Source organism: Kocuria nitroreducens (genome assembly GCF_042879195.1).
Taxonomy (GTDB): Bacteria; Actinomycetota; Actinomycetes; order Actinomycetales; family Micrococcaceae; genus Kocuria; species Kocuria nitroreducens.
In genome coordinates this window covers 1-26,478 of record NZ_JBHZTC010000023.1, presented here as the reverse complement: position 1 = coordinate 26,478, position 26,478 = coordinate 1, and the positions used below count along the sequence as shown (strand labels likewise).

Here is a 26,478-nt window from a genome sequence, read left to right as displayed (position 1 = left end):
CCGCGGCCCGACCTGCTGGACGCGTGGCGCGAGGGGCGGGCGTCCGGGATCTCGGTGCCCCACACCACGGGGACGCGGTGCGGATCCCGGACGGTCACGTCCCCGTGTTCTGGGCCTGCGGGGTGACGCCTCAGGCGGCGGTGCTCGAGTCCGGGGTGCCGTTCGTCCTCGGGCACGCGCCGGGCCACATCCTGGTCACGGACCTGCCCGACCGGCAGTACCCGGTGCCCTGACCGCGGCCGGCGCGGGGCCCTCCAGGACGCCGAGCAGCTGCTGCCGGGAGGCCTCCAGGTAGTGGTGCATCTGCACGGCGGCCTCCTCGCGCCGGCCCTGCTCGAAGAGCTCGAGGATCCGGGCGTTGCGCTCGATGTAGGGCCCGTGGAAGGACAGGTCCTGCCGCATGGAGTAGAACACGAGCCGCATCTCCGCGAGGGTCCGGGACATCAGCTGGTTCTGCCGCGCCGAGCCGGCCAGCTCCACGACGCCGCGGTGGAACCGCTGGTTCGCGTCGGCCATGCCGGGGACGTCCTGGCGGCGGTGGGCCGCCCGGCCGTCCTCGACGGCGGCGTGCAGGCCCGGCTGCGGGGCCGGGGTGGACCAGCGCAGCGCCGAGGTCTCCAGCGCGAGCCGCACCCGGTGGATCTCCCGCACGTCGTCCGCGCCGGGCCGGGCCACCGAGACGCCGCGGTTGGGGACCCGGACCAGCAGATTCTCCCCGACCAGGATCGTGAACGCCTCGCGCAGGGTGTTGCGGGAGACCCGCAGCGCCTCGCTGACCCGGGCCTCCGAGAGCCGGGTCCCGGGCGGCAGCCGGCCGGCGACGACGCCCTGGCGCAGCACGTCCACGGCCCACGGGATGGCCTCGCCCTGCGGGGCGGGCCCGGCCTGCGCGACGGCCGTCATCAGGAACTCGTTCTCCACGGTGTTCATCAATCCACCATCCTGGCATCCCGGTGCCGCGGGATCGTGCGGCGGCACCCTGGTGGCAGGTCCGGGCCGTCCTCTAGGCTTTCAGGACTTCCGTCCCACTCCCTGGAGGCTTCGATGCAGAAGGTCCGTGCAGCACTCGCCACGGCGGCCGTCCTGACAGTGACCGCGTGCGGAGGAGGGGGGTCCGGTGGAGGCGCGGCCGAGGACGGCGAGCTGACCACGGTCAGCGTGGGCGTCATTGCGAGCACCGACGTGGCGCCCCTCTACCTGGGGATCGAGCAGGGCTTCTTCGAGGAGGAGGGCCTCCAGCTCGAGATCACCCAGGCCCAGGGCGGGGCGGCCATCGTGCCGTCCGTGGTCAGCGGGGAGATGGACTTCGGCTTCAGCAACGTGACGTCGCTGATCGTCGCCCGGTCCCAGGGACTGCCGCTGCAGATCATCGCCAACGCCAACAACTCCACCGGGGTCGAGGGCGAGGACTTCGCCGACGTCCTGGTGCGCGAGGACAGCGACATCCAGGACGCCGCGGACCTGGAGGGCAGGACCGTCGGCGTGAACACCCTGAACAACATCAGCGACACCACCATCCGCGCGGCCATCGAGGCGCAGGGCGGTGACCCCGGCGCCGTCGACTTCGTCGAGATCCCGCTGCCCGACATGCCGGCGGCCCTGGACCGGGGCGAGGTGGACGCGATCGGCTCGATCGAGCCGTTCCGGACCATCGCCATGCAGGACGGCGCGCGCTCCGCGGTCTCCAACTACGCGTTCCCGATCGAGAACCTGACGGTGGCCGTGTACTTCACCAGCGAGGACGTGCTGGCCCAGGAGCCCGAGACCGTCGAGGCGTTCCAGGCGGCCATCGAGAAGTCGCTGCAGTTCGCGCAGGACAACCCCGACGAGGTCCGTGCCGTCCTGCCCAGCTACACGCAGCTCGACGAGGAGCTGATCGACCAGCTCGTCCTGCCCGCGTACCCCACCGAGGTCAACCGGCAGTCCGTGCAGGAGCTCGCGGACCTCGCCGTCCAGCACGGACTCATCGAGGAGGCTCCCGACCTGGACGAGCTGCTCCCCGGGTGACCGGCGGCCGGACGGGCCTGTGGAGGAGCCCCCTCAGGAGAGGCGGGCGAGCACCTGGTCGGCGGCCACCGCGTCCCCGGGGCTCACCGCGAGCTCCCGGACCGTCCCGGCCCGGGGCGCGGACACCCGGGTCTCGGTCTTCATGGCCTCGAGCACGGCGACGTCCTGGCCCGCCTCCACGGTGTCCTGCTCGGACACCAGCCACGAGACGAGCGTGCCGGCGAAGGGCGCGGTGACGGCGCCGTCGTCGGCGGGCTCCGCGGCCGCGGGGGAGGTCTCCCCCGCGGCCGCGGAGTTCAGGGCCGCGGCGAGGGCGTCGGGGACCCCGATGCGCACGCGCCGCCCGTCCACGTCCACGGTGAAGCGGGTGCGGCCGGGCTCGTCCGCGCGGGCGTAGCCGGCGTCGGGGGCGAGCCGGTCGGCGAACTCGTCCTCGATCCACGTGGTCCACACGCCGAGCTCCTCGTCCCCGGCGAAGGCGGGGGTGTCCAGCACGGCACGGTGGAACGGGATCGTGGTGGCCACGCCGTGCACCCGCAGCTCGCGCAGGGCGGTGCGGGCCCGCACGAGCGCCTGCGCGCGGGTGGGCGCGCTGACGACGAGCTTGAGCAGCAGCGAGTCGAAGGTCGTGGCCACCCGGGTTCCGCGGTGCACCCCGGAGTCCAGGCGCACGCCCGGGCCGGTCGGGGTGTCGACGGCCTCGACCGTGCCCCCGGCGGGCAGGAAGCCGCGGCCGGGGTCCTCGGCGTTGATCCGGAACTCGAACGCGTGCCCGCGCGGGGCCGGGGCCTCGAGCACCGGCAGCGGGTCCCCGGCGGCCACGGTCAGCTGGGCGCGGACCAGGTCCACTCCGTAGACCTCCTCGGTGATCGGGTGCTCCACCTGCAGCCGGGTGTTGACCTCCAGGAAGGAGATCAGCCCGTCCTGGGCCACGAGGAACTCGGCGGTGCCCACCCCCACGTACCCGGCCTCCCGGAAGATGCCCTCGGCGGCGGCGGCGATCTGCTCGCGCTGCTCGTCCGTGAGGAACGGCGCGGGGGCCTCCTCGACGAGCTTCTGGTGGCGGCGCTGCAGGGAGCAGTCCCGGGTCCCGAGCACGACGACGTGGCCGTGGGCGTCGGCCACGACCTGCGCCTCCACGTGCCGTGGGCGGTCCAGGAAGCGCTCCACGAAGCACTCGCCGCGGCCGAATGCGCCCTGCGCCTCGCGGGCGGCGGAGAGGAAGGCGTCCTCGACCTGGTCGAGCTCCCGGACCACGCGCATGCCGCGGCCCCCGCCGCCGTGGGCGGCCTTCACGATCACCGGCAGGCCGTGCTCCTGCGCGAAGGCGCGGGCGTCCTCCGGCGACTCGACCGGGCCGTCGCTGCCGGGCACGAGGGGCGCGCCGGCGCGCCGGGCGATCTCACGGGCGGCGACCTTGTCCCCCAGCAGCACGATCGTCTCCGGGGAGGGGCCGATCCAGGTGAGGCCGGCCTCGATCACGGCCCGCGCGAAGCCGGCGTTCTCGGAGAGGAACCCGTAGCCGGGGTGCACGGCGTCGGCGCCGCACCGGAGGGCGATCGCAAGGACCTCGTCCCCGTCCAGGTAGGTCTCGGCGGCGGAGGTGCCCTCCAGGGCGTACGCCTCGTCGGCCAGCAGGACGTGCGGGGCGTCGGCGTCGGGGTCGGCGTAGACCGCCACCGACTCGAGGCCGGCCTCGGCGCAGGCGTGGGCGACGCGGACGGCGATCTCCCCGCGATTGGCGATCAGGATCTTGCGCACGGTGCTACTCCTGGGAGGTCTCGGTGGAGGACTGGTGATCGGTGCTGACGGGGTCGGGCTGCTCGCCGCCCCCGGCGGGGTGCGCCGGGGGCGGCGCGCCGAGAGCCGGCGCCGGCAGCCGCGCGAAGCGCAGGCGCTCGCCGGGGCGCAGTTGGGCGAGCACGGCGAGGTCCTCCGGGTGCACCACGCCGAGCACGGGGTAGCCACCGGTGGTGGGCGCGTCCTGCAGCAGGACGACCGGCAGCCCCGAGGGCGGGACCTGGACGCAGCCGGGCACGGTCCCCTCGCTGGGCAGCTCGTCCGTGCGCACCCGCTCCAGCGGCTCGCCGGTCAGCCGGGCACCCACGCGGTCGGACGAGGTGGCAAGTACCCACTCCTGCGCGAAGAAGGACGCCACGGCGGCGGGCGCGAACCAGTCGTCACGGGGGCCCGGGACGACGCGGACCGTGGACACCGCGGGCGGGCCGGGCACCGGCTCCGGGAGCCGGACGGCCGTGCCCGGGGCCGGTCCGACCGGCAGGGCGTCGCCGACGGTCAACGGGGCGGGGCCCAGCCCCGCGAGGGTGTCCGCGGAGCGGCTGCCCAGCACCGGCGGGACCGCGACGCCGCCGCGGACGCCCACGTAGACCCGTGCCCCGGCCGTCACGGTGCCGACGGCCAGCCGTTCGCCGTCGCGCAGGGCGAAGGGGGTGCCGAGCGGGGGCCGCCACGGGGCCGGGCCCGTGACCGCCAGCGCCGCCCGCGCGCCGGTGACCGTCAGGACGTGGTCCCCGTGGGCGGTCAGCTCGAGCCCGCCGAGCAGGTGCTCCAGCACCGCCGCCCCGGGGTCGTTGCCCACGAGCCGGTTGGCCGATCCGGCGGCGGCGGCGTCGAGTGCGCCCGAGGGCGAGACGCCCAGTGCCGCGGAGCCGACTCGGCCGCCGTCCTGGACGAGGGTCTGCAGCCCGGCGACCCCGACCGTCAGGTGCGGTCCCCGCACCGGGGCGGGACCGGCGGCGGCCGGGGCGACCTCCACGAGCTCGCGGACGGGCCGGTACCGCACCCGGTCCCCGGGGCGCAGCAGGGCGGGATCCTCGCGGTCGAGGTCGAACATCCGGGCCGTGGAACGCCCGATCAGCTGCCAGCCGCCGGGGGAGCTGCGGGGGTAGACGGCGGAGAACCGGCCGGCCAGGGCCACCGACCCTGCGGGGACGGCGGTGCGCGGCGTGTCCCGGCGCGGGACGTCGAGGCCGACCTCGCCCACGCAGTAGAAGAAGCCGGGCGCGAAGCCGGCGAAGGCGGCGGTCCACGCCTGCTCGGAGTGGGCGTGGACCACCCCGTCCGCGCCCAGACCGGTGATCTCGCCGACCGCCGCGAGGTCCTGGCCGTCGTAGAGGACGTCGATGGTCACGGTGCGGGCCTCGCCCGACCCGGCGCTCCCGCGGGGGGCGGCGCGGGCGGCGCGCACGACGTCCCGCAGTGCCGCGGTGCTGCTCGCGCGCACGACCACGGTCTCCGCTCCGGCCACGCAGTCCACGAGCCCGGGCAGGTCCGCTGCGGCGAGCCGGGCGTGCACCGCCACGGCGTCGTGCAGGTCGGCGCACTGGACCAGCGCCGCGCGCGGACCGAGCGGCCGGACCCGGCGGGGTCCGGCTGGGACCGGCCCGCTCACAGGAAGCTGCCGACCCGCAGGCCGGCCTCCTCGAGGGCGTGTCGCACGCGCTCGGCGATGGCCAGCGCCCCCGGGGTGTCCCCGTGGACGCAGATGCTTTCGGCGTCCACGGCCACGAGGGAGCCGTCGACGGCCTCGACGACGCCCTCGACGACCATCCGCACCACGCGGGCGGCGATCTGCTCGGCGTCGTGCAGGACGGCACCGGCCTCGGTGCGCGGCAGGAGGGTCGCCTGCGGCGTGTAGCCGCGGTCGGCGAAGGCCTCGCGGACCGTGCGCAGTCCGGCCGCCCGCGCCTGCCGCTCGATCTCGGAACCGGGCAGCACCAGCAGGGGCAGGGTGTCGTCCACGTCGCGCACGGCGTCGACGACGGCTCCTGCGTGCTCCTCGTGGTGGACGATCGCGTTGTACAGGGCGCCGTGCGGCTTGACGTAGCTCACCTCGGTGCCCGAGGCGCGGGCCAGGGCCTGCAGGGCACCCGTCTGGTACACCAGCTGGTCGGTCAGCTCGGTTCGGGGTACAGCGATGAAACGGCGGCCGAAGCCCTTGAGGTCGTCGTAGGAGACCTGGGCGCCCACGGCCACGCCCTGCCCGGCGGCCACGGTGCAGGTCCGGCGGGCGACCGTCGGGTCCCCCGCGTGGAAGCCGCAGGCCACGTTGGCGCTGCTGACCACGTACAGGACGGCCTCGTCGCCGTCCATGGCCCAGGCGCTGAGCGACTCGCCGCAGTCCGCGTTGAGGTCGATGTCGGAGGAGGGCATGCTGTGCTCCTTGTCACGTCGGTCCCTCCAGCATGCCCTGTCGGCCCGGATTGTTCAACAATATGTGCCCTCGGGAGTGGAATCCGTCCGGACCGGTGGACGCCCCGTCCCGGTCGCCGTATGTTGGCCCGCACGAGGGTGCAGCGGTGCCGCGTTCAGCGCGGCGGGGCCGTGCAGCCCGCCCGCCTCCACCGATGGGACAGCAGATGAGCGACAGGACCTCCCGCACCGCGGACGACTCCCCGGGACGTCCCGGCTCCGTCCTGGAGCACCTGAGCGAGGCGACCGTGCTCCTGGACGTCCACGGGGCGGACCGGGACGGCGTCATCCGGCAGCTCGCCGAGCTCGGCGCGCACTCGGGGCGGGCGTACGACGCCGACAGCACCGTCGCCGCGGCCCTGGCCCGGGAGGAGGAGGGCTCCACCGGGGTGGGCAACGGTGTGGCCCTGCCGCACGCCAAGTCCGCCGGCGCCGAGCGGCCGATGATCGCGTTCGCCCGCAGCCCGGACGGCGTGGAGTGGAACGCGCTGGACGGCGAGCCCGTCCACCTCGTCTTCCTGATCTCCCTCCCCGGGGAGAGCTCCGGGGACGAGCACCTGGAGCTGCTGGCCGAGCTCTCGGAGGCCCTGGCCGAGGAGTCCTGCCGGCAGGCCCTCCTCGACGCCGGGAGCGCGTCCGAGGTGCTGGCCGTGCTGGGGGACGCCCTCGGCTGACCGGCCACGATCACTCCCGGATGAAGCGGGCCCGGCCGGCCTGCCAGCCGAAGACCGCCGCGAGCGCGCCGACCGCCGCGAACATGACGCCCGCGGCGGCGAAGCCCCCGGTCCAGTGCAGCAGCTGCCCCACCAGGAAGGTGCCGGAGGAGCCCACGCCGTAGCCGACGCCCTGCATCATGCCCGAGAGCCGCACCGCCATGTGGCTGCTGCGGGTGCGCAGCGCGATCATCGTCAGGGCCACGGCGGTGAGGCTGCCCTGGCCCAGTCCCAGCAGCCCGGTCCAGACCCAGATCAGCGAGGTGGGCCCGAAGACGGAGAGCACGAAGCCGCCGCCGGCCATGAGGGCCACCGCGGCGTTGAGCACCCGCTGGTCGGCCAGCCGTGCGGCCAGGACCGGGGCGACGAGCGAGCCCGTCATCTGGAGCAGGATGGACACGGCCACGATCAGGCCGGCGGTGGCCCCGTCGATCCCGCGGTCCCGCAGGATGGGGGCGAGCCACGCGAAGACGCTGAAGGACATCATCGCCTGGAACACCATGAACAGGGTGATCTGCCAGGCCACCGGCGAGCGCCACGGGCCGGGCCCGCCGGTGCCGGGCGGCGGAGGACCGGGGACCCGTTGGTGGATCGCCACCGGGACGAGCAGGGCCACCACCACGGCCGCGGGCGCCGCCCACACCGCCAGGGAGCCCCGCCAGGAGTCCGTCGCCTGGAACACCGGGTAGGTCAGGCCCGCGCCGAGGGCGGCGGAGGCGCAGATCGCGGTGGTGTAGAGCCCGCTCATCAGGCCGATGCGGTGGGTGAAGTCCCGTTTCACGATGGACGGCAGCAGGACGTTGCCCAGGGCGATCGCGGCGCCGCACGCGAGCGTTCCCGCGAGCAGCAGCGGCAGGGTGCCCGCACCCGGCAGGGGAAGACCGCGGGCCACCAGGCCCAGGGCCAGGACCACCATGGCGCCGAGCAGCACGTTCTCGGTCCCGAACCGGCGGGCCAGGCGCGGTGCGAACGGCGCGAAGACGCCGAGCAGCGTCACGGGGGCCGTGGTCAGCACGGTGACCGCCCACCCGGGGAGACCGGCGGCCGCGGTGATCTCCGGGAGGATCGCCGAGAAGCTGGAGAAGACCGTGCGCAGGTTCAGGCCCACCAGGACCACGCACACGCCGAGGTAGACCAGTGCCCTGCGGGACGTAGGGTCCGTCGGCGGATCGGCGCGCGGGCTCGGCACGGGGAGGTCTCCTTCCGGGTCAGCCCGAGGTCCGGGGACCGGCGACGCCGATCGCCTTCGAGCTGCGCGGGTCCACAGTACTCCGGAGGCCGTCGGCACGGCCCTCGTCGTGGCCTTCGTCACGACGAGGGCCGTGCCCCTGGGGCCTCGTCCTGGCCGGACACAGACCGCCCCCGCCACCGGTGCGGTGACTGGGGCGGCGGGCACCGGGTGCTCGGAGCGCTGGCCGGTGATCGCTCAGGAGCTGGGACGTGCCGCCGGGGAGACGGGGGTGAGCTGGAGGTTGCCGTCGACCCGGCGGTTGAGGCGCCACGGGTTGTCGTCCTGCACCGGTGCGGGCAGCAGGGCGCCCGGGATGTTCTGGTAGGCCACGGGGCGCAGGAACCGCTCGATCGCCAGCGTGCCCACGGAGGTGGTCCGCGAGTCGGAGGTCGCCGGGAACGGGCCGCCGTGGACCATGGCGTCGCCCACGTCCACGCCGGTCGGCCAGCCGTTGGCGAGGATCCGCCCGACCTTGCGCTCCAGCACCGGCAGCAGCGGGGCCGCGGTGGCCTGGTCCGCCTCGGTGAGGAACAGGGCGGCGGTCAGCTGGCCCTCCATGCGGCGGGCCGCGTCGGCGAGCTCCGCGGCGGTACCGTAGCGGATCGCCAGGGAGGCCGCGCCGAAGATCTCCTCCTGCAGCACCGGGTTGGTGCCGAACGTCGGGACGTCGGAGGCGAACACCACGGGTGCCGGGGCGTTCTCCGTGGAGCCCTCCCTGCCCTGGGCCACCACCTCGACGCCGGCCTGGTCCCGGAGGGTGTCGATGCCGGCCCGGCACGAGGCCGCGATGCCCGGGGTGAGCATGGTCGCGCCCTCGGCGTCCGCGAGCGCGCGCTCCACGGCGGCGAGGAACGCGTCGCCGGCCTGCCCGGCGGGGACGAAGATCAGCCCGGGATTGGTGCACAGCTGCCCGGAGGAGCCGGTCAGGGACGTGGCGTAGGCGCGGGCGAACTCGTCGACGTCACCGCGCAGGGCGCCGTCGAAGACGAAGACGGGGTTGATGGAGCTCATCTCGGCGTACACCGGGATGGGCTCCGGCCGGGCGGCGGCCGTGGCCATCAGCGCCGTGCCGGCGCCGCGGGACCCCGTGAACCCGACGGCCTTGATGGCGGGGTCCCTGACCAGGGCCTGGCCGATGCTCGCGCCCGGTCCGTAGATCAGCGAGAACACCCCGGGGTGCAGGCCGCTCTCGCGCACCGCGTCCGCGACCGCGTGGCCGACGATCTCCCCGGTGCCGGGGTGGGCGTTGTGCGCCTTGAAGACCACCGGGCAGCCGGCGGCCAGCGCGGAGGCGGTGTCGCCGCCGGCGGTGGAGAACGCGAACGGGAAGTTGCTGGCGCCGAAGACGGCCACCGGGCCGAGGGGGACCTTGCGCTGGCGCAGGTCCGGGCGGGGCAGCGGGGTGCGCTCGGGCAGGGGCTGCTCGAGGCGCACCCCCCGGTGGTCGCCCTGCCGCACCGCACGGGCGAACAGCCGCAGCTGCCCGGTGGTGCGGGCGAGCTCGCCGTTCAGGCGCGGGGCCGGCAGGCCGGTCTCGGTGGAGGCCCGGTCGACGAGCTCGGGGCCGACGGCCTCGATGTTCTCGGCGACCCGCTCCAGGAAGGTGGCGTGGGTCTCGGGGTCGAGGCTGCTGAAGGACTCGAAGGCCTCCTCGGCGGCGGCCGTGGCCTCGGCGAGCTGGGCCTCGTCGATCAGGGTGTAGGCGGGCTCGAGCTCGGCGTTGGTCGCCGGGTCGATGCCGCGGGTGGTGCCGCCGTTGCCGACGACCTGGCGGCCGGCGACGATCGAGTGGCCGGTCAGGGTGGTGGTCTGGGTGCTCACGGACATGGGTTTCCTTCGCTGTCTGCGTTTGCGGTCTGTGCGTGGGATGCCGGGTGGTGGGCCTCAGGCCGTCTGCAGGGCCTCGCCGCTCGTCCGGGTTCCGGTGCCGGTTTCGACGAGGGCCTGGAGGTCGGCGAGGTCCTGTTCGGTGAGGTCCTGCAGCGGCGGGCGCACGCCGCCGGCGTCGCGTCCCACGGCCCGCAGTCCGCCCTTGATGATGGAGACCCCGTACCCCTTGGCCCGGTCCCGGATCTCCAGGTACGGCAGCACGAAGCTGTTGAGCTTCTCGGTCACAGCCGCCCGGTCCTGGGCGCGGACGTCGCGGTAGAACTCCAGGGCGAACTCGGGGACGAAGTTGTACATCGCCGAGGAGTACGTGCTCATGCCCAGCTGGAGCAGGGGCAGGGCGAAGGTCTCGGCGGTGGGCAGCCCGCCGAGGTAGAACAGCCGGTCCCCGTTGGTCGCGTAGACCTTGGTGAGGTGCTCGATGCCGCCGACCCCGTCCTTGAACCCGATGAAGTTCTCGTGCCGGGCGGCCAGCCGGGCGACCGTCTCGGCCGAGTAGATCGCGTTGGCCCGGTTGTAGACGATCACCCCGAGATCGGTGGCCGCGCACACCGCCGAGGCGTGGGCCTCCAGGCCGAGCTGGTCGCACTCGGTGAGGTAGGGGGGCAGCAGCAGCAGGCCCTCGGCGCCGGCGCTCTGGGCGTCGTGGGCGTTGCGCACGGCCTGGGCAGTGTTGCCGGTCGCCGGGGCGAGCACGGGGACGGTGTCCCCGACCTCCTCGACCGCGGTCCGCACCACGGTGGCAGTCTCCTCCGGGGTGAGGGAGAATCCCTCCCCGGTGCCGCCGGCGGCGAACAGCCCGGCCACGGGGTAGCTGGCCTGCCACGCGAGGTGCTGCCGGTAGGCGGTCTCGTCGAAGAGCAGGTCCTGGTCGAACGCGGTGACGGGGAAGGACAGCAGGCCGTCCTTGAGCTGGTCCGCCAGTTCCTGGGGGGTGTGCCGAGCCATGGGTGTCGTCCTTCGGTCGAGGCCGCCGGGACGGCCTTCAGCGTGTGGTGTCCGTTCCACCGTAGGAAGCCGCCATGATGCCTGTCCAAGGTTATTAAGGGATGGCATCATGCTCTGTCGGTATCACTGGCGCGTGGGGTGGGAGGTCGTTCCCCAAGCTCCGGACCAGCTCCAGCAGCCGGTGCAGGACCGGGTTCTGGACCTCTCGGTTCCAGGCGGCGTGCAGCTGCACAGCCTCAGGGGTGCTGCCGGCGAGCGGCAGGTAGCGGACTCCCTCGAGGCCGAGCCGGCGGGCGGAGCCGGGGACGAACGCCACGCCGTGCCCGGCCGCGACCAGGGCCACCATGGTGACGACCTGGCTGACGGTGTGGACCACGTTGCGGTGCTCGACCTCCACGAGACGGACCACGTGGTCGTAGAAGTACCGGGCCGTGGTGGGGGAGTGCATGATCAGCGGGATGTCGGTGAGGTCGGCCGAGGTCACGGGCCGCCCGAGAGCCGTGAGCGCGTGACCGGATGGGGCCGCGACGCAGAGGTTCTCGGCGAGCAGCAGCCGGGAGTCGAAGACCGCGGTGTCGAAGAGCGGCCGTACCAGGCCGAGGTCCAGGTCCCCGTCCTGCAGGGCCTGGAGCTGCTGGTGCGTCACCAGCTCCTGCAGGTCCACGTCCACGTCCGGCAGAGCTGCGCCGATCTCGGCGAGAAGGGGGCCGAGCAGGCTGAATCCGGACGCCGCGGTGAAGCCGATGCGCAGGGTCCCCGCCCGGCCGGCCGCGATCCGCCGGGCCGTCAGGGGCGCCCGGTCCGCGGCGACGACCAGCTTGCGGGCCTCGACGAGGAAGGCCCGGCCGGCCGCGGTCAGGGCCACGTGCCGGTTGTCCCGCTCCAGGAGCTCGACCCCCAAGGTGCGCTCCAGCTTCTGGATCTGGCGGCTCAGCGGCGGCTGGGTCATGCGGAGCCGCTGCGCGGCCCGGCCGAAGTGCAGCTCCTCCGCCACGACGATGAAGTTGCGGGCCTGGTCCAAGGTGAACATGACGCCTTTCCGTCGGTGTCTCCCGTGCGTCGCCCCGGCCTCGCCCGGACCATCCGCGACCGGAGCGGATCAGGCGCTCTCGCGCCGCACGATCTCGCCCACCACGTGCTCGATCCGGGCCTCGTCGTGGCTCAGGGCGATGTCGGCGGCGCTCTCTCCGATCTGCTCGAGGGGGAAGCGCACGGTGGTCAGCCCGGGGGAGAAGTCGCGCAGGTTGGGGATGTCGTCGAAGCCGGCCACCCACAGATCGTCCGGCACGAGCAGTCCGGCGTGCCGGAAGCCCGCGATCGCGCCCAGCGCCATGACGTCGTTGCCGACGACGACCGTGAGCCCGCGGACGGCTCCGGGGCCAAGCCGGTGCAGCAGTCCTCTGGCGGCCTCGTAGCCGCCCTGGCTGTTGAAGCCCTCCGTCAGCTCGGCCTCCACCGTCAGGCCGGCCCGCTCCAGGGCCGAGCAGAAGCCCGCCCGGCGCTCCGCCGCGCTGGCCAGCTCCGCCGGGCCGCCCAGGAAGGCGAAGCGGGTCCGGCCCGCCCCGATCAGCATGTCCGTCAGGTCGGCGCCGGCGCTGCGGTTGTCGATGGTGACGGCCCCGGCGCCCTCGAGCCAGGCCTGGCCGATGGTCACCACCCGCCCCCCGTTCTTCTGGTAGCGGGTGAGCTCGGCGAGCAGCCGGGGGTCGATCTCCCGCCTGCGCGAACCGGCCATGATGATCGCGTCGGTGCGGTGGGCCGCGAAGGCCGCGACGGCGTCGAGCTGGTCGGTGCCGTCGGTGGCGGCCAGCAGCAGCTGGTGCCGGTCGGCGCGGGCCCGGCGCTGCACGCCCTTGGCGATCGAGGAGAAGTAGGGGTCGGCGATGTCGTGGACCACGAGCCCGACCAGTCCGGTGGTGGACCGTGCCAGCGCCTGCGCCTGGGCGTTGGCCACGTAGCCGAGGGCCTCCGCGGCGTCCCGGACGCGCTCCGCGATGTGCTCGGCCGGCCGGCGATCCGATCCGTTGAGCACCCGGGACGCCGTGGCCAGGGACACCCCGGCCTGCCTGGCCACCTGGGAGAGGGTCACTGCGCTCATCGTCCGGTCCTGCTTCCTCCCCACCGCATCCGGTGGGAGTCTCGTCCCCCGTGCCGGGGTGTCCGGTGGCGGAACGTGTTGACAGTCACACTGAGCCAACCCTAGAGTGGAAAGCGCTTTCCTACAAATTTCCCGAACCATCTGGAGTTGATGATGTCCGAACCCCGAGTTCTCCGCATCGCCATGAACGGCATCACCGGTCGCATGGGCTACCGCCAGCACCTGCTGCGCTCGATCCTGCCCATCCGGGACCAGGGAGGCGTGACCCTGCCGGACGGCAGCCGCGTGACCGTGGAGCCGATCCTCGTGGGCCGCAACGAGGCCAAGGTCGCCGAGCTGGCGCGCCGGCACGGCGTGGAGCACTGGACCACCGACCTCCACGCGGTCATCGAGGACCCCTCCGTGGACATCGTCTTCGACGCCTCCATGACCAGCCTCCGGGCGGAGACGCTCCGGAACGCGATGCGCGCCGGCAAGCACGTCTACACCGAGAAGCCGACGGCCGAGACCCTGGAGGAGGCGGTCGAGCTGGCACAGATCGCCCAGGAGCGCGGTGTCACCGCCGGCGTGGTCCACGACAAGCTCTACCTCCCGGGTCTCGTGAAGCTGCGCCGGCTCGTGGACGAGGGCTTCTTCGGCCGGATCCTGTCCCTGCGCGGCGAGTTCGGGTACTGGGTCTTCGAGGGCGAGCACCAGGAGGCCCAGCGCCCGTCCTGGAACTACCGTCGCGAGGACGGGGGGTCCATGACCGTGGACATGTACTGCCACTGGAACTACGTCCTCGAGGGCATCGTGGGGCCCGTCCGGTCCGTCACCTCGACGGCCGTGACGCACATCCCCGCGCGGTGGGACGAGCAGGGCCACGAGTACCCGGCCACCGCCGACGACGCCGCCTACGGCGTCTTCGAGCTCGAGACCCCCGAGGGCGACCCCGTGGTCGCCCAGATCAACTCCTCCTGGGCCGTGCGCGTGTACCGCGACGAGCTCGTGGAGTTCCAGGTGGACGGCACCCACGGCTCGGCGGTCGCCGGGCTGAACAAGTGCGTGGCCCAGCAGCGGGCCCACACGCCCAAGCCGGTCTGGAACCCGGACCTGCCCGTCACCGAGTCCTTCCGCGACCAGTGGCTGGAGGTGCCCGCCAACGCCCAGCTGGACAACGGCTTCAAGGCGCAGTGGGAGGAGTTCCTGGCCGACGTCGTCGCGGGCCGCGAGCACCGCTTCGGGCTGCTCTCCGCCGCGCGCGGGGTGCAGCTGGCCGAGCTGGGCCTGCGCTCCTCCGCCGAGCGCCGCACCATCGACATCCCGGTGATCGAGCTGTCCCCGGCCGAGCGGCGCACCGCTGAGGCCGTCCGGTGAGCGCCGTGCTCCTGCCCGACGGCTGCGGGTCCCTGACCGAGCACGTGCTCTCCGGGCCGGGGAACTGGACCCGGCCGCAGGCACCCCTCACCGCGCGCAAGTCCTACGCCGCCGCGCACGTGGTGCCGCTCGTGCTCGGGGACAACACCCCCGGGGCGCCGGCGCAGCTCGACTGGGAGGCGACCCTGGGCTTCCGCCACGACATCTGGTCCTACGGGCTGGGAGTCGCCGACGCCATGGACACCGCCCAGCGCGGGATGGGCCTGGACTGGCCGGCCACCCAGCAGCTGATCCGGCGCTCGACCGCCGAGGCCTCGGCGGCGCTGGCCACCGGGAACCCGGCCCTGGAGGGCAGGACCGTCCGCGACCTCATCGCGTGCGGGGCGGGCACGGACCAGCTGGACCCGGCGGGCGTCGCGCCCGGCGAGACCGGGCTGCGCGCCGTGGTCGAGGCCTACCGGGAGCAGGTCGAGGTGGTCGAGGGCGCCGGGGCGAAGGTCATCCTGATGGCGTCCCGCGCGCTGGTGCGGGCCGCCCGGGACGCCGACGACTACCTGCGGATCTATTCCCAGCTGCTGGGCGAGGCCCGGCACCCGGTGGTCCTGCACTGGCTCGGGACGATGTTCGACCCGGCGCTGGCCGGCTACTGGGGCGGCGACGCCGTGGACACGGCCACGGAGACCTTTCTCGAGCTCATCCGGTCCCACCCGGGCAAGGTCGACGGCGTCAAGGTGTCCCTCCTGGACGCCGCGCACGAGACCCGGCTGCGGGCGGCGCTGCCGGAAGGGGTCCGCCTCTACACCGGCGACGACTTCAACTACCCCGAGCTCATCGACGGCGACGGCACCCAGCACTCCGACGCGCTGCTGGGCATCTTCGCGGGCATCTACCCGGCGGCGTCCACCGCGCTGCAGGCCTACGACGCCGGGGAGCCCGGCCGAGCGCGGGCCATCCTCGACTCCACCGAGGACCTCGGACGCCACGTCTTCAGCGCCCCGACCTTCTACTACAAGTGCGGCATCGCGTTCCTGTCGTGGCTCAACGGCAGCCAGCCCGGCTTCCAGATGGTCGGCGGGCTGCACTCGGGCCGTTCCGTGCCGCACCTGGTCGAGGTGTTCCGGCTGGCCGACCGGGCCGGGCTGCTGCTCGACCCGGAGCTCGCCGCGCGGCGGATGACCACCTTCCTGGACGGTGCGGGCCTCGGCGCGCCGGTCCTCGCCCCGGCCGGCGGCACCGGAGGTGCGGCATGAGCGCGGACTTCCAGCTGTCGCTGAACACGGGCACCACCCGCAACCTGACCCTGCAGCAGGCCGTGGACGCCGCCGTCCGGGCGGGGCTGGGCCACATCGGCGTGTGGCGCGACCGCGTCGCCGAGGCCGGGCTCGAGAACGCGGCGCGGATCATCGCCGAGTCCGGTCTGCAGGTCTCCAGCCTGTGCCGCGGCGGCTTCCTCACGGCGGCGGACGAGGCCGGCCGGCGGTCCGCGCTCGAGAGCAACCGGGCCGCGATCCGGGAGGCCCGAACCCTGGGCACGAGCGAGCTGATCATGGTCGTCGGCGGTCTGCCCGCCGCCGCCCACGTCCTGGGCGGCGAGGGCGATCGGGGCGACAAGGACGTCGTGGCGGCCCGCGAGCGCGTGGCCGACCGGATCGCCGAGCTCGTGCCCTTCGCCCAGGAGCACGGCGTGCGCCTCGTGCTCGAGGCGCTCCACCCCATGTACGCGGCCGACCGGGCCGTGCTCTCCACGCTCGAGCAGGCCCTGGACCTCGCGGCACCGCACCCGGTGGACGCCGTGGGCGTCGTCGTGGACACCTTCCACGTCTGGTGGGACCCCGCGCTGGAGGCCCAGATCGCCCGGGCCGGGACGGAGGGCCGGCTGGCGTCCTACCAGGTCTGCGACTTCAACCTGCCGATCGCCTCCGACGCCCTGCTCTCCCGCGGGATGATGGGGGACGGGGTGATCGACTTCGGCACGATCGGGCGCTGGGTCGCCGCCGCCGGCTACACGGGCCCCGTCGAGGTCGAGATCTTCAACCAGGAGATCTTCGACCAGGACCCGGACACCACGCTGGCCGTCATGAAGGAGCGCTGGGAGTCCCTCGTGCTGCCGTCCCTGACCGGCGTGCCCGCTCGCGCGACCGCCTGACGTGGGCCCGCACGAGCTCGGCGACCGGCCCCGGGTGGTCGTGGCCCCCGACAAGTTCAAGGGCTCGCTGACGGCGGCCCAGGCCGCCGCCGCGCTCGCGGCCGGGGTGCGCCGGCACCGGCCCGGGGCCCGGATCCCTGCCCTGCCCCTGGCCGACGGGGGCGAGGGCACGGTCGACGCCGCGGTGGCGGCCGGGGCGCGGTCGCGCTGCACCCTCGCCCGGGCGCCGTGGAGGGCCGGGTGCGGGCCCGCTGGGCGGTGCTCACGGCACCCTCCGGCGCCACCACCGCGGTGATCGAGTCCGCCCGGGCCAGCGGTCTGGACCAGGTGCGCCCGAGTCCCGTCACGGCCCGCGCGGCGCACAGCTACGGCTGCGGCCAGCTGATCCGGGCGGCGCTGGACGCCGCGCTCCGGCGCTGGGCCGGGCTGTTGGCCGGAATCGAGGGCGCTCGTCCCTTCCTCCTCCCGGGGGCCGGCGCCGCCGGCGGCTTCCCGGCCCCGACCCCGGCGACGCTCGAGCGCGGCTTCGACCTCGTGTCCTCCCTCGTGGGGCTCGAGGAGCAGCTCCAGGACGCGGACCTGCTCGTCGTCGGCGAGGGGTCGTTGGACCTCCAGTCGCTGCAGGGCAAGGCGCCGCTCGCCGCGGCCGCGCTCGCCGCGGCCCGGGGCGTGCCCGTCGTGGCCGTGGCCGGGCGGCTGGCCCTGTCCGAGGAGCAGCTGCTCGGCGCGGGGTCCTGGCGGCCACCTCGCTCGTGGGCGTCGCGCCCTCCGCCCGGGCCGCCCAGGACGAGGCGGCGCGCTACGGCCCGCCGGCGACAGTGGAGGCGCTGCGCCTCCTGGCCGGCGCGCCGTCCGTTCCCCGAGGGCGCGCCGCCCCCGTGTCCGGGGCCTGAACCACCGTAGATTTGTGGTTGACGTCACAGTGGTCGGCCACTAGCCTGGACGCAACGCAGCTCTGGAAAACGCTTTCCCATTCGTTCCGAGGAGATACCGATGACATCGAGTCACATCCACGCTGGACCGCACCGGGAGCCCCGGGCGCGGACGGTCCGAAAGGTGGTCCCGGAATGAGCGTCGTGGAGGAGATCACCCGGAAGGGCCTGCCGGAGGGGCAGACCAAGGGCAAGCGGTCCCGGGGCGGGGCCCGGGCCGAGCGGCGGGACAACAAGGCGGCGGCGATCTTCCTGGCGCCCTGGATCGTGGGACTCGTGGTCATCACCCTGGGCCCCATGGTGATGTCCCTCTACCTCTCGTTCACCGACTACAACCTCATGCGGGCGCCCGACTGGATCGGGACGGAGAACTTCTCCCGGATGCTGGCGGACGAGCGGCTGCACAACTCGCTGCAGGTGACCTTCACGTACGTGTTCGTCGGGGTGCCGCTGCAGCTCGTGCTGGCCCTGGCGATCGCCATGGTCCTCGACCGGGGCCTGCGCGGCCTCGCGTTCTACCGCTCCGTCTTCTACCTGCCCTCGCTGCTCGGCTCCTCGGTGGCCATCGCCATCCTCTGGAAGCAGCTCTTCGGCACCACCGGACTGGTCAACCAGGTCCTGGCCCTCGTGGGCATCGAGGGCATCGGCTGGATCGCGGATCCCCGGACCGCGCTCGGCAGCATCATCCTGCTGCACGTGTGGACCTTCGGGGCGCCGATGATCATCTTCCTCGCGGGCCTGCGCCAGATCCCCACCATGTACTACGAGGCGGCCTCGATCGACGGCGCCGGCAGGATCACGCAGTTCTTCCGGATCACGCTGCCGCTGCTGAGCCCCATCATCTTCTTCAACCTGGTGCTGCAGATCATCCAGGCGTTCCAGTCCTTCACGCAGGCGTTCATCGTCTCCGGCGGACGAGGAGGTCCGTCCGACTCGACGATGTTCTTCACGCTCTACCTGTACCAGACGGGCTTCGGCCGGTTCGACATGGGCTACGCCGCGGCCATGGCCTGGCTGCTGCTCGTCATCATCGGGGCGTTCACCGCTCTCAACTTCATCGCGTCTAAGTATTGGGTGTTCTACGATGACTAATTCGACAATCGCCTACGACCCCGCCCCGACCCTCGAGCAGGGTTCCGATCCGGCGCCCTCCGCGGCCTCGGAGCACGGAAAGAAGAGGGGGCCCGGCCCGCGGGCGCGGATCCGCTCCATGCTCAAGCACCTGGCGCTGATCCTCACCGGCGGCGTGATGATCTATCCGCTGCTGTGGATGGTGGCGAGCTCCCTGCGCCCCGACGACATCATCTTCCGCGAGCCCGGGATCCTGCTGCAGACGCTCGAGACCGCGAACTACTCGGACGGGTGGGGCGCCCTGTCCAGCCCGTTCAGCGTGTACCTGTTCAACTCCGCCGTGGTGGTGCTCGGGTGCATCGTCGGAAACCTGGTCTCCTGCTCCATGGCGGCCTACGCGTTCGCCCGGCTGGAGTTCCGCTTCAAGAAGCCGGCCTTCGCCCTCATGCTCCTCACGATCATGCTGCCGTTCCACGTGGTGATCGTGCCGCAGTACATCATGTTCTCCCAGATCGGGTGGGTGAACACCTTCTGGCCCCTGATCGTGCCGAAGCTTCTCGCCACCGACGCGTTCTTCGTGTTCCTCATGGTGCAGTTCATCCGGGGCATCCCCAAGGACATGGACGAGGCGGCGCGGATCGACGGCGCCGGGCACGCCCGGATCTTCGGGCAGATCATCCTGCCGATGATGGTCCCGGCCCTGGCCACCACCACGATCTTCACGTTCATCTGGACCTGGAACGACTTCTTCAGCGCCCTCATCTACCTGACCGACCCGAACATGTTCACCGTCCCCGTGGCCCTGCGGGCCTTCGTGGACGCCTCCGGGGAGTCCTCGTGGGGGTCCCTGTTCGCGATGTCGATCGTGTCCCTGCTGCCGGTGTTCATCGCCTTCCTCGTGGGACAGAAGTTCCTCGTCAAGGGCATCGCCACCACGGGCATCAAGTAACGGCCGGCGGGCCCGGCCCCATCCACCGCACATCCACCCCCAGAACCAGGAGCCATCGATGGACAGCGCAGAGCACACCGGCACGGCACGGCCGGGGAGGCGGACCCGGTACGTCCTGGTCGGCACCGGCAACCGGTGCGAGATGTACATCCGTTCCTTGCTGGACGACCACGCCGACGTCGCCGAGCTGGTGGCGGTGGGCGACACCAACCCCGGGCGGGCCGAGCACTACCGCCGGCTGGCCGAGGAGACGTCGGGCGCCCGGATCGGCGTCCTGGACCCCGCGGAGCTCTCCCGGACGGTCCGGGAGCAGGGGATCGACCGGGTCATCATCACCACCCCCGACCTCACCCACGCCGACTACATCTGCGAGACGCTGCGCGCCGGGGCCGACGCCGTCGTCGAGAAGCCCCTGACCGTGGACGCGGAGGGCTGCCGGCGCATCGGGGCGGCCGTCGAGGAGACCGGCCGCCACGTGGTGGTGACCTTCAACTACCGGTACTCCCCGCGCAACACCGCGCTCAAGGACGTGGTCCGGTCCGGGCGGATCGGCACGGTCACCTCCGTGGACTTCAGCTGGATGCTCGACACCGTGCACGGCGCCGACTACTTCCGCCGCTGGCACCGGCAGAAGGAGAACTCCGGCGGGCTGCTGGTGCACAAGTCCTCGCACCACTTCGACCTGGTCAACTGGTGGCTGGCCGACACCCCGGAACGGGTCTTCGCCTCGGGCGGGCTGCGGTTCTACGGCCGGGACAACGCCGAGGCCCGGGCTCGCGCGGGCGCCCCGGGACGTGACGTCGAGGGCGGCGACCCCTTCGCCCTGGACCTGCGCACCGACGAGCGCCTCAGCAGGCTCTACCTCGACCACCAGCACCACGACGGGTACCGCCGGGACCAGGACGTGTTCTCCGACGGGATCAGCATCGAGGACAACCTGGCGCTCGTGGTCGACTACGCGCGGGGCGCCACCCTGTCCTACTCCCTGAACGCGCACTCCCCGTGGGAGGGGTACCGGGTGGCCGTCAACGGCACCGAGGGCCGGGCCGAGCTGGAGGTCGTGGAACGGGCGGCCGTGCTGCCCGCGAGCGGCGGCTCCCCGGTGGATCCCTCGGTCACGGCGGGCCCCCACCGGGGCGGGGCTCGCAGCCGCGGCGAGCGCCTGACCGTCCAGCGCCACTGGGACGCCGCGGAGGAGGTCACCATCAGCAACGGGGCGGGCAGCCACGGGGGCGGGGACCGCCTGCTGCTGGCGGACGTCTTCCGGGGCCCCGGCGAGGACCCGTACGGCCGGCCCTCCGGCTACCGGGACGGCGTGGCGGCGGTGGCCGTCGGCATCGCCGGCAACCGGTCCCTGGAGTCCGGGCTGCCCGTCCGGATCGCCGAGCTGGACCTGGGGGCGGCTGCCGGGGCGCACCGGAGCGGGGTCCCGGCATGAGCCGCGTCCTCGTCACCGGCGGTGCGGGCCGGCTCGGCCGCAGCGTGGTCGCCGGGCTCGCGGAGGCCGGCTACGACGTCGTCAGCGTCGACCGGTCCCTGCCCCCGGACCCCCGCTCCGCCGACCAGCACCCCGCCGTGGAGCACCGCGGCGCGGAGCTCACCGACCCGGACGCCACGCACGCGCTGATGCGCAGCACCCGCCCGGACGCCGTAGTCAACCTCGCGGCCATCGCCGTCCCGTTCAGCGCCCCCGAGCACGTCATCCTGCGGACCAACGCGGTGATCGCGCACAACGTGGCCGGCGCGGCGACCGAGGCCGGGGTGCGGCGGATCGTCATGGCCAGCAGCCCCACGGTGCTGGGCTACGGCTCCCCGGCGGGCTGGCTGCCGCCCGCGCTCCCGCTGACCGAGGAGACCCCGCCCCGGCCCTGGCACGCCTACGGGCTGTCCAAGCACGTGGCGGAGCAGGTCGCGCAGATGTTCGCCGCGGCCCGGGGCGAGGCCGTGCGCTACGCGTCCTTCCGCCCCTGCTACGTGATCGCGCCCGAGGAGTGGGCGGGCGCCCCGACCCAGCAGGGCCACACCGTGCGGGAGCGGCTCGACGACCCCGCGCTCGCGGCGCCGGCGCTGTTCAACTACGTGGACGCCCGCGACGTCACGTCCTTCCTGGAGGCGCTGCTCGAGCGGATGGGCGCGATCCGCAACGGCGACACCTTCCTCGTGGGCGCCGCCGACGCCCTGGCCCGGCGCCCGCTCGCCGAGCTGATCCCCGAGTTCGTCCCGGGGAGCGAGCAGCTCGCGGCCGGTCTGACCGGGACGGCCCCCGCCTTCAGCATCGACAAGGCCCGCCGGGTCCTGGACTGGGAGCCGGCGCGCAGCTGGCGCACCGAGCTCCGGGAGGACCCCGTGGCCGCCGGGTCCGGGGAGCCCGCGGGCGCCGGCCGGCACGGGAAGGACACCGCATGAGCATCGCCGCCCTGCACACGGAGCTCATCACGGCCCGGCTGCTGCGCAGCTGGGGGCCGGAGGCACCGCGGAACCACCTCGTCGCCGTCACGGTCGTGGCCGACGACGGCGCCACCGGCACCGGCTTCTCCTGGACCCCGACCATCGGGGCGACGGCCGTGAAGGCCCTCCTCGACGACGACCTCGCGGCCTTCGTGCTCGGGCGGTCCGAGAACCCCGAAGCCCTCTGGGACGACGCCTGGAAGCACCTGCACGAGGGAGGGGCCGGGCTGACCGGAGTCGCGCTCGCGGGCGTGGACCTGGCGCTGTGGGACCTCCGGGCCCGGCGGGCCGGGGTCTCGATCACCTCCCTGCTGGGCCGGCGGCAGGCGAGCGTGGCTGTCTACGGCTCGGGCGTGAACCTGCACTACGCACTGGACGAGCTGCAGGACCAGGTGCGCCGGTGGGTCGCCGCCGGCTTCGGCGCGGTGAAGATCAAGGTGGGCCGGGCCGAGCTGCGCGAGGACGTGGCGCGCGTGGCCGCCGTCCGGGAGCTGCTCGGACCGGACCGCGGGCTCATGATCGACGCCAACCAGCGGTGGGACCTGCCGACGGCACGCCGGGCCCTGGACGCCCTGGCCGAGTTCGGGCCCTCGTGGCTCGAGGAGCCGCTGCGCGCGGACGACCTCGAGGGCTACCGGCAGCTGCGCCGGTTCAGCCGGGTCCCCATCGCCCTGGGGGAGAACCTGCACAACATCTACCGCTTCCGGGACTTCATCACGGCCGGCGCCGTGGACGTCGTCCAGCCCAACATCGTCCGGGTGGGCGGCATCACGCCGTTCCGGCGGATCGTGGAGCTGGCGCGCGCGCACAACGTGGGGATCGCCCCGCACCTGCTGCCGGACCTCTCCGGGCAGCTGGCCCTGACCCTCGCCGAGCCCACCCTGGTGGAGGTCGTGGAGGACGCCGGGTTCGCGGACCTCGGCATCCTGGCCGGACCGTCCCCGGTCGTGGTGACGGGCTCGCGGCTGGAGACCCGGGACCTGCCCGGTCTCGGCCTGCCGCTGCGGCAGCAGGTGCTGCCCGCCCTGGACGGGGCGCGCCTCTGAGCGCCGCCGCCGGAGCCCGCACAGCCGGAAGGCCCGCACCCCCGGAGGTGCGGGCCTTCCGGCTGTGCGGGCTCCGGCCGTCCGGGCGGGCGGCCCTCAGCGCTCCAGCACGGCCGGACGGTCCCGGCCCCGGACCCGGACCACGGGCCAGCGCGGGTCCACGGACAGGGGCCTGACCCCGTCGGGACCGAGCAGCACCGTGTCCTCGATCTTCGTGCCCGGCGCGGACGGGTTCCAGGTGAAGGCCTGGTGCTCGTGCACGAGGTCCGGCACCCCGGGGGCGAGCCGGGGATCCCGTCCGGCGTACCCGGCGGGCCCGCCCTGGTGGTGCCGGGTCCACTCCTCGGCGTCGAAGCCGTGGCGCGGATAGGAGTGCCGGAGCACCGGCAGCAGGTCCGCGAGGGGCAGGCCGGGGCGCAGTGCGTCGAGGACGTCCGCCTCGACCTCCGCGATCCTCGCCTCCGCGTCCGCCTCGACGGGGTCCGCCGGGCCGAACCGCACCCACCGGGTCACGTTGGCGATCAGCCCGCCGCGGCGGGCGCAGACGACCGCCATCGCGCGCCGGCCGACGGGCCCGGTGGTCGGCAGGGGATGGCGGTGGGGCAGACGGTCCGCGCCGCCGCAGAGCACCACGAGGGGTTCCGCGCCCGCGCGCACCAGGTCCGCGGTCAGCTCGGCGGCGAGCTCCCGCTCGGTGGTGCGCGGGCTCGCCCGGCTCAGGACGGTCGTGAGCACTGCCGCCGCGTCCTGGCACAGCTGCGCGTAGCGCTGCGCCTCGCCGGGGAGCAGGGAGGCCCGCGCCGCCCGCAGGGGTGCGGCGACGCAGTCCTCGGAGGCGACGGCCATCGAGCGCGCCCCGGGGAACCAGTCCTCCGGTGCTGCCAGGGAGCCGTGCCAGGGCACCTCGTGCAGCCGGACGCCCGCGGGCAGCTCCTCGGCCACCAGGCGGGCGGCCTCGTTGGCGGAGGTCACGACCGCGTCGCCGTCCGGGTGCACCAGGACGGCGGCCACCGGCGGGCCGGCGAGCGAGACGTGCACGCGCGCCCCGTCGAGGTACCAGGCCACGGCGGAGTGGCTCTGCAGCAGCACGGCGTCGACCCCGTGCGCGTCGAGCACGCGCAGCACCCGGCGGCGCTTCTCCGCCCGCTCCGGGGCGCTCACGCGTTCCGGCCCCGGGCCGCGTCCCCGAGCAGGGCCTCCGCCCGGGCGGCGTCGAGACGGCCGTCGGCGACGAGCACGCGCACCTCCCGCTCGACCGGCCGGTCCGTCGTCGTCGTGACGGCCGCGTCCCAGGCCAGGGCGAGCCCCACCCCCGGGTACCCGGCGTGCCGGACGAACCAGGGGTCGGCCGAGTCGTCGCCGCGCCGGAGGACGAGGGTCGCGGGGTGCCCCGCGAAGTCGGCGGAGAAGGCCAGCCACGGGGACGTGCTGCCGTGCACGGCCTCCTCGCCCGCCGCGTCTGCGGTGAAGACGTCCGCGTCCGTGCAGGCGGGAAGCCGCCAGAAGAACCCTCCGTAGCCGCCGCCGACCCGCCCGTTGGAGCCGGGGCTGCCGAGCCGCACCGGGTGGTCGCCGGCGGGGGAGAGCCGGAAGCGCAGGCCGAGCTCCCAGGCGTGCTCGTGCACGGGGCGGAACGTCCAGCGGCGCTCCTCGGTGAGCACCGCGGTGCCGTCCGGGCCCGTCCAGGCGAGCTCCTCGTCCAGGCGGTCGCCGGCGTGGTGGGCTGCGACGCGGACCACGTGGCCGTGGTCGTCCCGCCACACGTAGCGCTGCGCCTCCCGGGTGTAGGTGCGCCCGCCCCAGAAGTTGACGCCGTCCACGTCCTGGAGCGCCGTGGAGACGCCCAGGTGCCAGACGTGGTCCAGGGGCTGCTGGTCCGTGACGGTGACGCCGCCGAGGGTCCGGACGGGGTGCAGGAACGGGCGGGGGGACGCGGTCGGGGCGACGTCCTCGCCCGTGCGGACCTGCGCGACCTCGTGGCCGGCCACGACGAGGCGCTCACCGGCCGGGGCGGGATCCGCCCACGGCGCACCGAGCCCGCCGAAGCCCGACTGGGCCTTGACGGCGCGGGCCGCCCAGTCCTCCACCTCGGGGAGGACGGCCCGCCGTGCGCCGCCCTCCCCGTGCCACCGCACGTGCTCCGGGGCGATCGGCACGGGGTCCTGGGCGGTGCGCACGGCGTCGAGCACGCGCATGAACGCCCCCGTGGCGGCCAGGGGGCACAGCAGCGCGGTGCCGTGGCGGCGGGCGTCGACGAGGTTCTCCAGCAGGTTCGTGCGCCCGGCGGAGATGGTCCGCGTGCCCCCGGGCCCCGAGACGGTCAGCTCGTCCCGGGTGTAGTGGAGCACGGCCTGTCCTTCCGTGCCGTCGATCGTGATGAAGGGGTCCTGCTGCTGGTCGGCGCACAGCGTCAGGGCGCAGGTGACGGGGACGCCGGCCGCTGTCCGGATCTGCACGAGAGAGGTGTCGTCGGACTCGATCGCGTTGGCGCGGTACAGCTCGGTGCGCAGCTGCGCGACGTCCTCGGCGGACCGGGCCCCGGCGATGCGCAGCGCGGTCATGACCGCGTGGGCCAGCGGGTTCGTGACCACTCCGTCCACCACGTCCACGCCGCCGATGCGGCGCCGGCCGGCCCAGGGGGAGCGGGTGAAGTAGTCCGTGTCGCGGGACCACAGCCCCGTGGCGCCCACCGCGCGCAGCCGCCCGATCTCCCCGCTCTCGAGCAGCCGGTCGATGAACTCCAGCGCGTGGGAGCCCAGACTCTGGAACCCCACCTGGACCAGGCGGTCCGCGTCCTCGGCGGCCGTGAGCAGGCGGCCGAACTGCTCGAGGTTCGCCACCGGCGGCTTCTCGAGCAGGACGTCGGCCCCCAGATCCAGCGCCGCCAGGGCGAGATCGAAGTGGGTGTCGATCGGGGTGGAGACCACCACCACGTCGACGTCGAGGCCGGCTGCTCCCAGCTGCTCCAGAACGCCGAACATCGGCACCTCGGGCCCGATCGCTCCGTCGTCGTCGACGCGCCGGTCGACGGCCGCCACGAGGCGGACGCCGCCCTCCTTCTCGAGCCGACGGATGTTCTCCAGGTGCCGCTCGCCGAAGCCGCCGATCCCCACCAGGCAGACGCGGACGGGGGTCTCACGAGGGACGCCGGCGGGTGGGGCGGGAGCGGTCTGGGCATGCACGGGAGGTCTCCTCGAAGGCTGTAGGAATGCGCTTTCCAACGTATCGACTGGGCGCTCGGTGTGTCAACGGTCACACCGGGATGTCGCCTCGTCCGCCGACACGCCGCAGGCCCCGATCCGGGGATCGGAGCCTGCGGGGCAGCGGTGCCCCGGGGAGGGCGCCGTGGTGGTGGGGGTGGTGTTGCCGGTCCCGCCGGGGGGTCAGTCGGGCAGGCGGGTGCCGGTGGTGGTGTCGAAGAGGTGGAGGTGGTC

The 26,478-nt window shown here is 74.1% G+C and carries 24 protein-coding genes; 13 read left to right on the top strand and 11 right to left on the bottom strand.

Going from position 1 to position 26,478, the window contains the following annotated elements; translation table 11 throughout:
- Positions 1 to 77 precede the first annotated feature (77 nt).
- On the top strand, positions 78 to 233 hold the full coding sequence (locus ACFYE1_RS14850) for a D-glutamate cyclase family protein (protein ID WP_387744424.1): 156 nt from the start codon (positions 78 to 80) through the stop codon (positions 231 to 233).
- On the opposite strand, the gene ACFYE1_RS14845 is transcribed toward ACFYE1_RS14850, so the two are convergent.
- A complete protein-coding gene (locus ACFYE1_RS14845) occupies positions 196 to 930 on the bottom strand; it encodes a GntR family transcriptional regulator (RefSeq protein ID WP_387744422.1) in 735 nt (244 codons plus the stop codon). The two genes, ACFYE1_RS14850 and ACFYE1_RS14845, sit on opposite strands and share 38 nt — an antisense overlap.
- Positions 931 to 1,044: 114 nt before the next feature.
- Between ACFYE1_RS14845 and ACFYE1_RS14840 the strand changes: the two genes are divergently transcribed.
- A complete protein-coding gene (locus ACFYE1_RS14840) occupies positions 1,045 to 2,007 on the top strand; it encodes an ABC transporter substrate-binding protein (RefSeq protein WP_387744420.1) in 963 nt (320 codons plus the stop codon).
- 33 nt (positions 2,008 to 2,040) lie between these two features.
- Here the strand turns inward: ACFYE1_RS14840 and ACFYE1_RS14835 are convergent, their stop codons facing one another.
- From ACFYE1_RS14835 to ACFYE1_RS14825, 3 genes are read right to left on the bottom strand one after another with little or no spacing between them, the layout of a single operon-like run.
- Positions 2,041 to 3,768, bottom strand: a complete 1,728-nt coding sequence (locus ACFYE1_RS14835) for an acetyl/propionyl/methylcrotonyl-CoA carboxylase subunit alpha (RefSeq protein ID WP_387744417.1) — start codon at positions 3,766 to 3,768, stop codon at positions 2,041 to 2,043.
- 4 nt (positions 3,769 to 3,772) lie between these two features.
- Complete coding sequence (locus tag ACFYE1_RS14830) at positions 3,773 to 5,419, bottom strand: 5-oxoprolinase subunit B/C family protein (RefSeq protein ID WP_387744414.1); 1,647 nt, start codon at positions 5,417 to 5,419, stop codon at positions 3,773 to 3,775.
- Positions 5,416 to 6,180 (bottom strand): LamB/YcsF family protein, encoded by a 765-nt coding sequence (locus ACFYE1_RS14825; protein ID WP_387744412.1) that lies wholly within the window; start codon positions 6,178 to 6,180, stop codon positions 5,416 to 5,418. Before ACFYE1_RS14825 ends, ACFYE1_RS14830 begins: the two co-directional genes overlap by 4 nt.
- 206 nt (positions 6,181 to 6,386) lie before the next feature.
- On the opposite strand from ACFYE1_RS14825, the gene ACFYE1_RS14820 reads away from it, so the two are divergent.
- Positions 6,387 to 6,893: a PTS sugar transporter subunit IIA gene (locus tag ACFYE1_RS14820; protein WP_387744409.1), complete on the top strand. Its 507-nt coding sequence runs from the start codon at positions 6,387 to 6,389 to the stop codon at positions 6,891 to 6,893.
- A 10-nt stretch (positions 6,894 to 6,903) separates the two neighbouring features.
- On the opposite strand, the gene ACFYE1_RS14815 is transcribed toward ACFYE1_RS14820, so the two are convergent.
- From ACFYE1_RS14815 to ACFYE1_RS14795, 5 genes are all read right to left on the bottom strand, one after another.
- A complete protein-coding gene (locus tag ACFYE1_RS14815; protein ID WP_387744406.1) occupies positions 6,904 to 8,121 on the bottom strand; it encodes an MFS transporter in 1,218 nt (405 codons plus the stop codon).
- Between the two features lie 237 nt (positions 8,122 to 8,358).
- Entirely contained in the window at positions 8,359 to 9,990 is a 1,632-nt protein-coding gene (locus ACFYE1_RS14810) for an aldehyde dehydrogenase (NADP(+)) (protein ID WP_387744403.1), read from the bottom strand.
- A 57-nt stretch (positions 9,991 to 10,047) separates the two neighbouring features.
- Positions 10,048 to 10,998: a 5-dehydro-4-deoxyglucarate dehydratase gene (kdgD, locus tag ACFYE1_RS14805; RefSeq protein ID WP_387744400.1), complete on the bottom strand. Its 951-nt coding sequence runs from the start codon at positions 10,996 to 10,998 to the stop codon at positions 10,048 to 10,050.
- A gap of 94 nt (positions 10,999 to 11,092) precedes the next feature.
- Positions 11,093 to 12,028, bottom strand: a complete 936-nt coding sequence (locus ACFYE1_RS14800) for a LysR family transcriptional regulator (RefSeq protein WP_387744397.1) — start codon at positions 12,026 to 12,028, stop codon at positions 11,093 to 11,095.
- A gap of 69 nt (positions 12,029 to 12,097) precedes the next feature.
- Positions 12,098 to 13,096, bottom strand: coding sequence for a LacI family DNA-binding transcriptional regulator (locus ACFYE1_RS14795; RefSeq protein ID WP_387744394.1), 999 nt, complete (start codon positions 13,094 to 13,096; stop codon positions 12,098 to 12,100).
- Between the two features lie 153 nt (positions 13,097 to 13,249).
- Here ACFYE1_RS14795 and ACFYE1_RS14790 point away from each other — a divergent pair, with 153 nt between their 5' ends.
- The 10 genes from ACFYE1_RS14790 to ACFYE1_RS14745 all read left to right on the top strand — a co-directional run bounded on the left by ACFYE1_RS14790 (position 13,250) and on the right by ACFYE1_RS14745 (position 23,044).
- A complete protein-coding gene (locus ACFYE1_RS14790; protein WP_387744485.1) occupies positions 13,250 to 14,452 on the top strand; it encodes a Gfo/Idh/MocA family protein in 1,203 nt (400 codons plus the stop codon).
- Positions 14,449 to 15,702 carry a dihydrodipicolinate synthase family protein gene (locus ACFYE1_RS14785; RefSeq protein WP_387744392.1) on the top strand — a complete coding sequence of 418 codons (1,254 nt, stop codon included), beginning with the start codon at positions 14,449 to 14,451 and terminating at the stop codon, positions 15,700 to 15,702. Before ACFYE1_RS14790 ends, ACFYE1_RS14785 begins: the two co-directional genes overlap by 4 nt.
- Positions 15,699 to 16,598: a sugar phosphate isomerase/epimerase family protein gene (locus ACFYE1_RS14780; protein WP_387744389.1), complete on the top strand. Its 900-nt coding sequence runs from the start codon at positions 15,699 to 15,701 to the stop codon at positions 16,596 to 16,598. The genes ACFYE1_RS14785 and ACFYE1_RS14780 overlap by 4 nt, the downstream gene beginning before the upstream one ends.
- Before the next feature lies 1 nt (position 16,599).
- Positions 16,600 to 16,893 (top strand): glycerate kinase, encoded by a 294-nt coding sequence (locus tag ACFYE1_RS14775; RefSeq protein WP_387744386.1) that lies wholly within the window; start codon positions 16,600 to 16,602, stop codon positions 16,891 to 16,893.
- The gene (locus ACFYE1_RS14770; RefSeq protein WP_387744383.1) at positions 16,839 to 17,501 is read left to right on the top strand and encodes a glycerate kinase; all 663 of its coding nucleotides are present in this window, start codon (positions 16,839 to 16,841) and stop codon (positions 17,499 to 17,501) included. The genes ACFYE1_RS14775 and ACFYE1_RS14770 overlap by 55 nt, the downstream gene beginning before the upstream one ends.
- Before the next feature lie 164 nt (positions 17,502 to 17,665).
- The gene (locus tag ACFYE1_RS14765) at positions 17,666 to 18,622 is read left to right on the top strand and encodes a carbohydrate ABC transporter permease (protein WP_387744381.1); all 957 of its coding nucleotides are present in this window, start codon (positions 17,666 to 17,668) and stop codon (positions 18,620 to 18,622) included.
- On the top strand, positions 18,615 to 19,550 hold the full coding sequence (locus tag ACFYE1_RS14760) for a carbohydrate ABC transporter permease (RefSeq protein WP_387744378.1): 936 nt from the start codon (positions 18,615 to 18,617) through the stop codon (positions 19,548 to 19,550). The genes ACFYE1_RS14765 and ACFYE1_RS14760 overlap by 8 nt, the downstream gene beginning before the upstream one ends.
- A gap of 58 nt (positions 19,551 to 19,608) precedes the next feature.
- Complete coding sequence (locus ACFYE1_RS14755) at positions 19,609 to 20,988, top strand: Gfo/Idh/MocA family oxidoreductase (protein ID WP_387744375.1); 1,380 nt, start codon at positions 19,609 to 19,611, stop codon at positions 20,986 to 20,988.
- On the top strand, positions 20,985 to 21,956 hold the full coding sequence (locus tag ACFYE1_RS14750) for an NAD-dependent epimerase/dehydratase family protein (RefSeq protein WP_387744372.1): 972 nt from the start codon (positions 20,985 to 20,987) through the stop codon (positions 21,954 to 21,956). The genes ACFYE1_RS14755 and ACFYE1_RS14750 overlap by 4 nt, the downstream gene beginning before the upstream one ends.
- Positions 21,953 to 23,044 carry a mandelate racemase/muconate lactonizing enzyme family protein gene (locus tag ACFYE1_RS14745; RefSeq protein ID WP_387744370.1) on the top strand — a complete coding sequence of 364 codons (1,092 nt, stop codon included), beginning with the start codon at positions 21,953 to 21,955 and terminating at the stop codon, positions 23,042 to 23,044. Before ACFYE1_RS14750 ends, ACFYE1_RS14745 begins: the two co-directional genes overlap by 4 nt.
- 96 nt (positions 23,045 to 23,140) lie before the next feature.
- Here the strand turns inward: ACFYE1_RS14745 and ACFYE1_RS14740 are convergent, their stop codons facing one another.
- Together ACFYE1_RS14740 and ACFYE1_RS14735 are read right to left on the bottom strand one after the other, a co-directional pair.
- On the bottom strand, positions 23,141 to 24,205 hold the full coding sequence (locus ACFYE1_RS14740) for a M24 family metallopeptidase (RefSeq protein ID WP_387744367.1): 1,065 nt from the start codon (positions 24,203 to 24,205) through the stop codon (positions 23,141 to 23,143).
- Positions 24,202 to 26,226 (bottom strand): DUF6807 family protein, encoded by a 2,025-nt coding sequence (locus tag ACFYE1_RS14735; RefSeq protein ID WP_387744364.1) that lies wholly within the window; start codon positions 26,224 to 26,226, stop codon positions 24,202 to 24,204. Before ACFYE1_RS14735 ends, ACFYE1_RS14740 begins: the two co-directional genes overlap by 4 nt.
- Positions 26,227 to 26,478 lie beyond the last annotated feature (252 nt).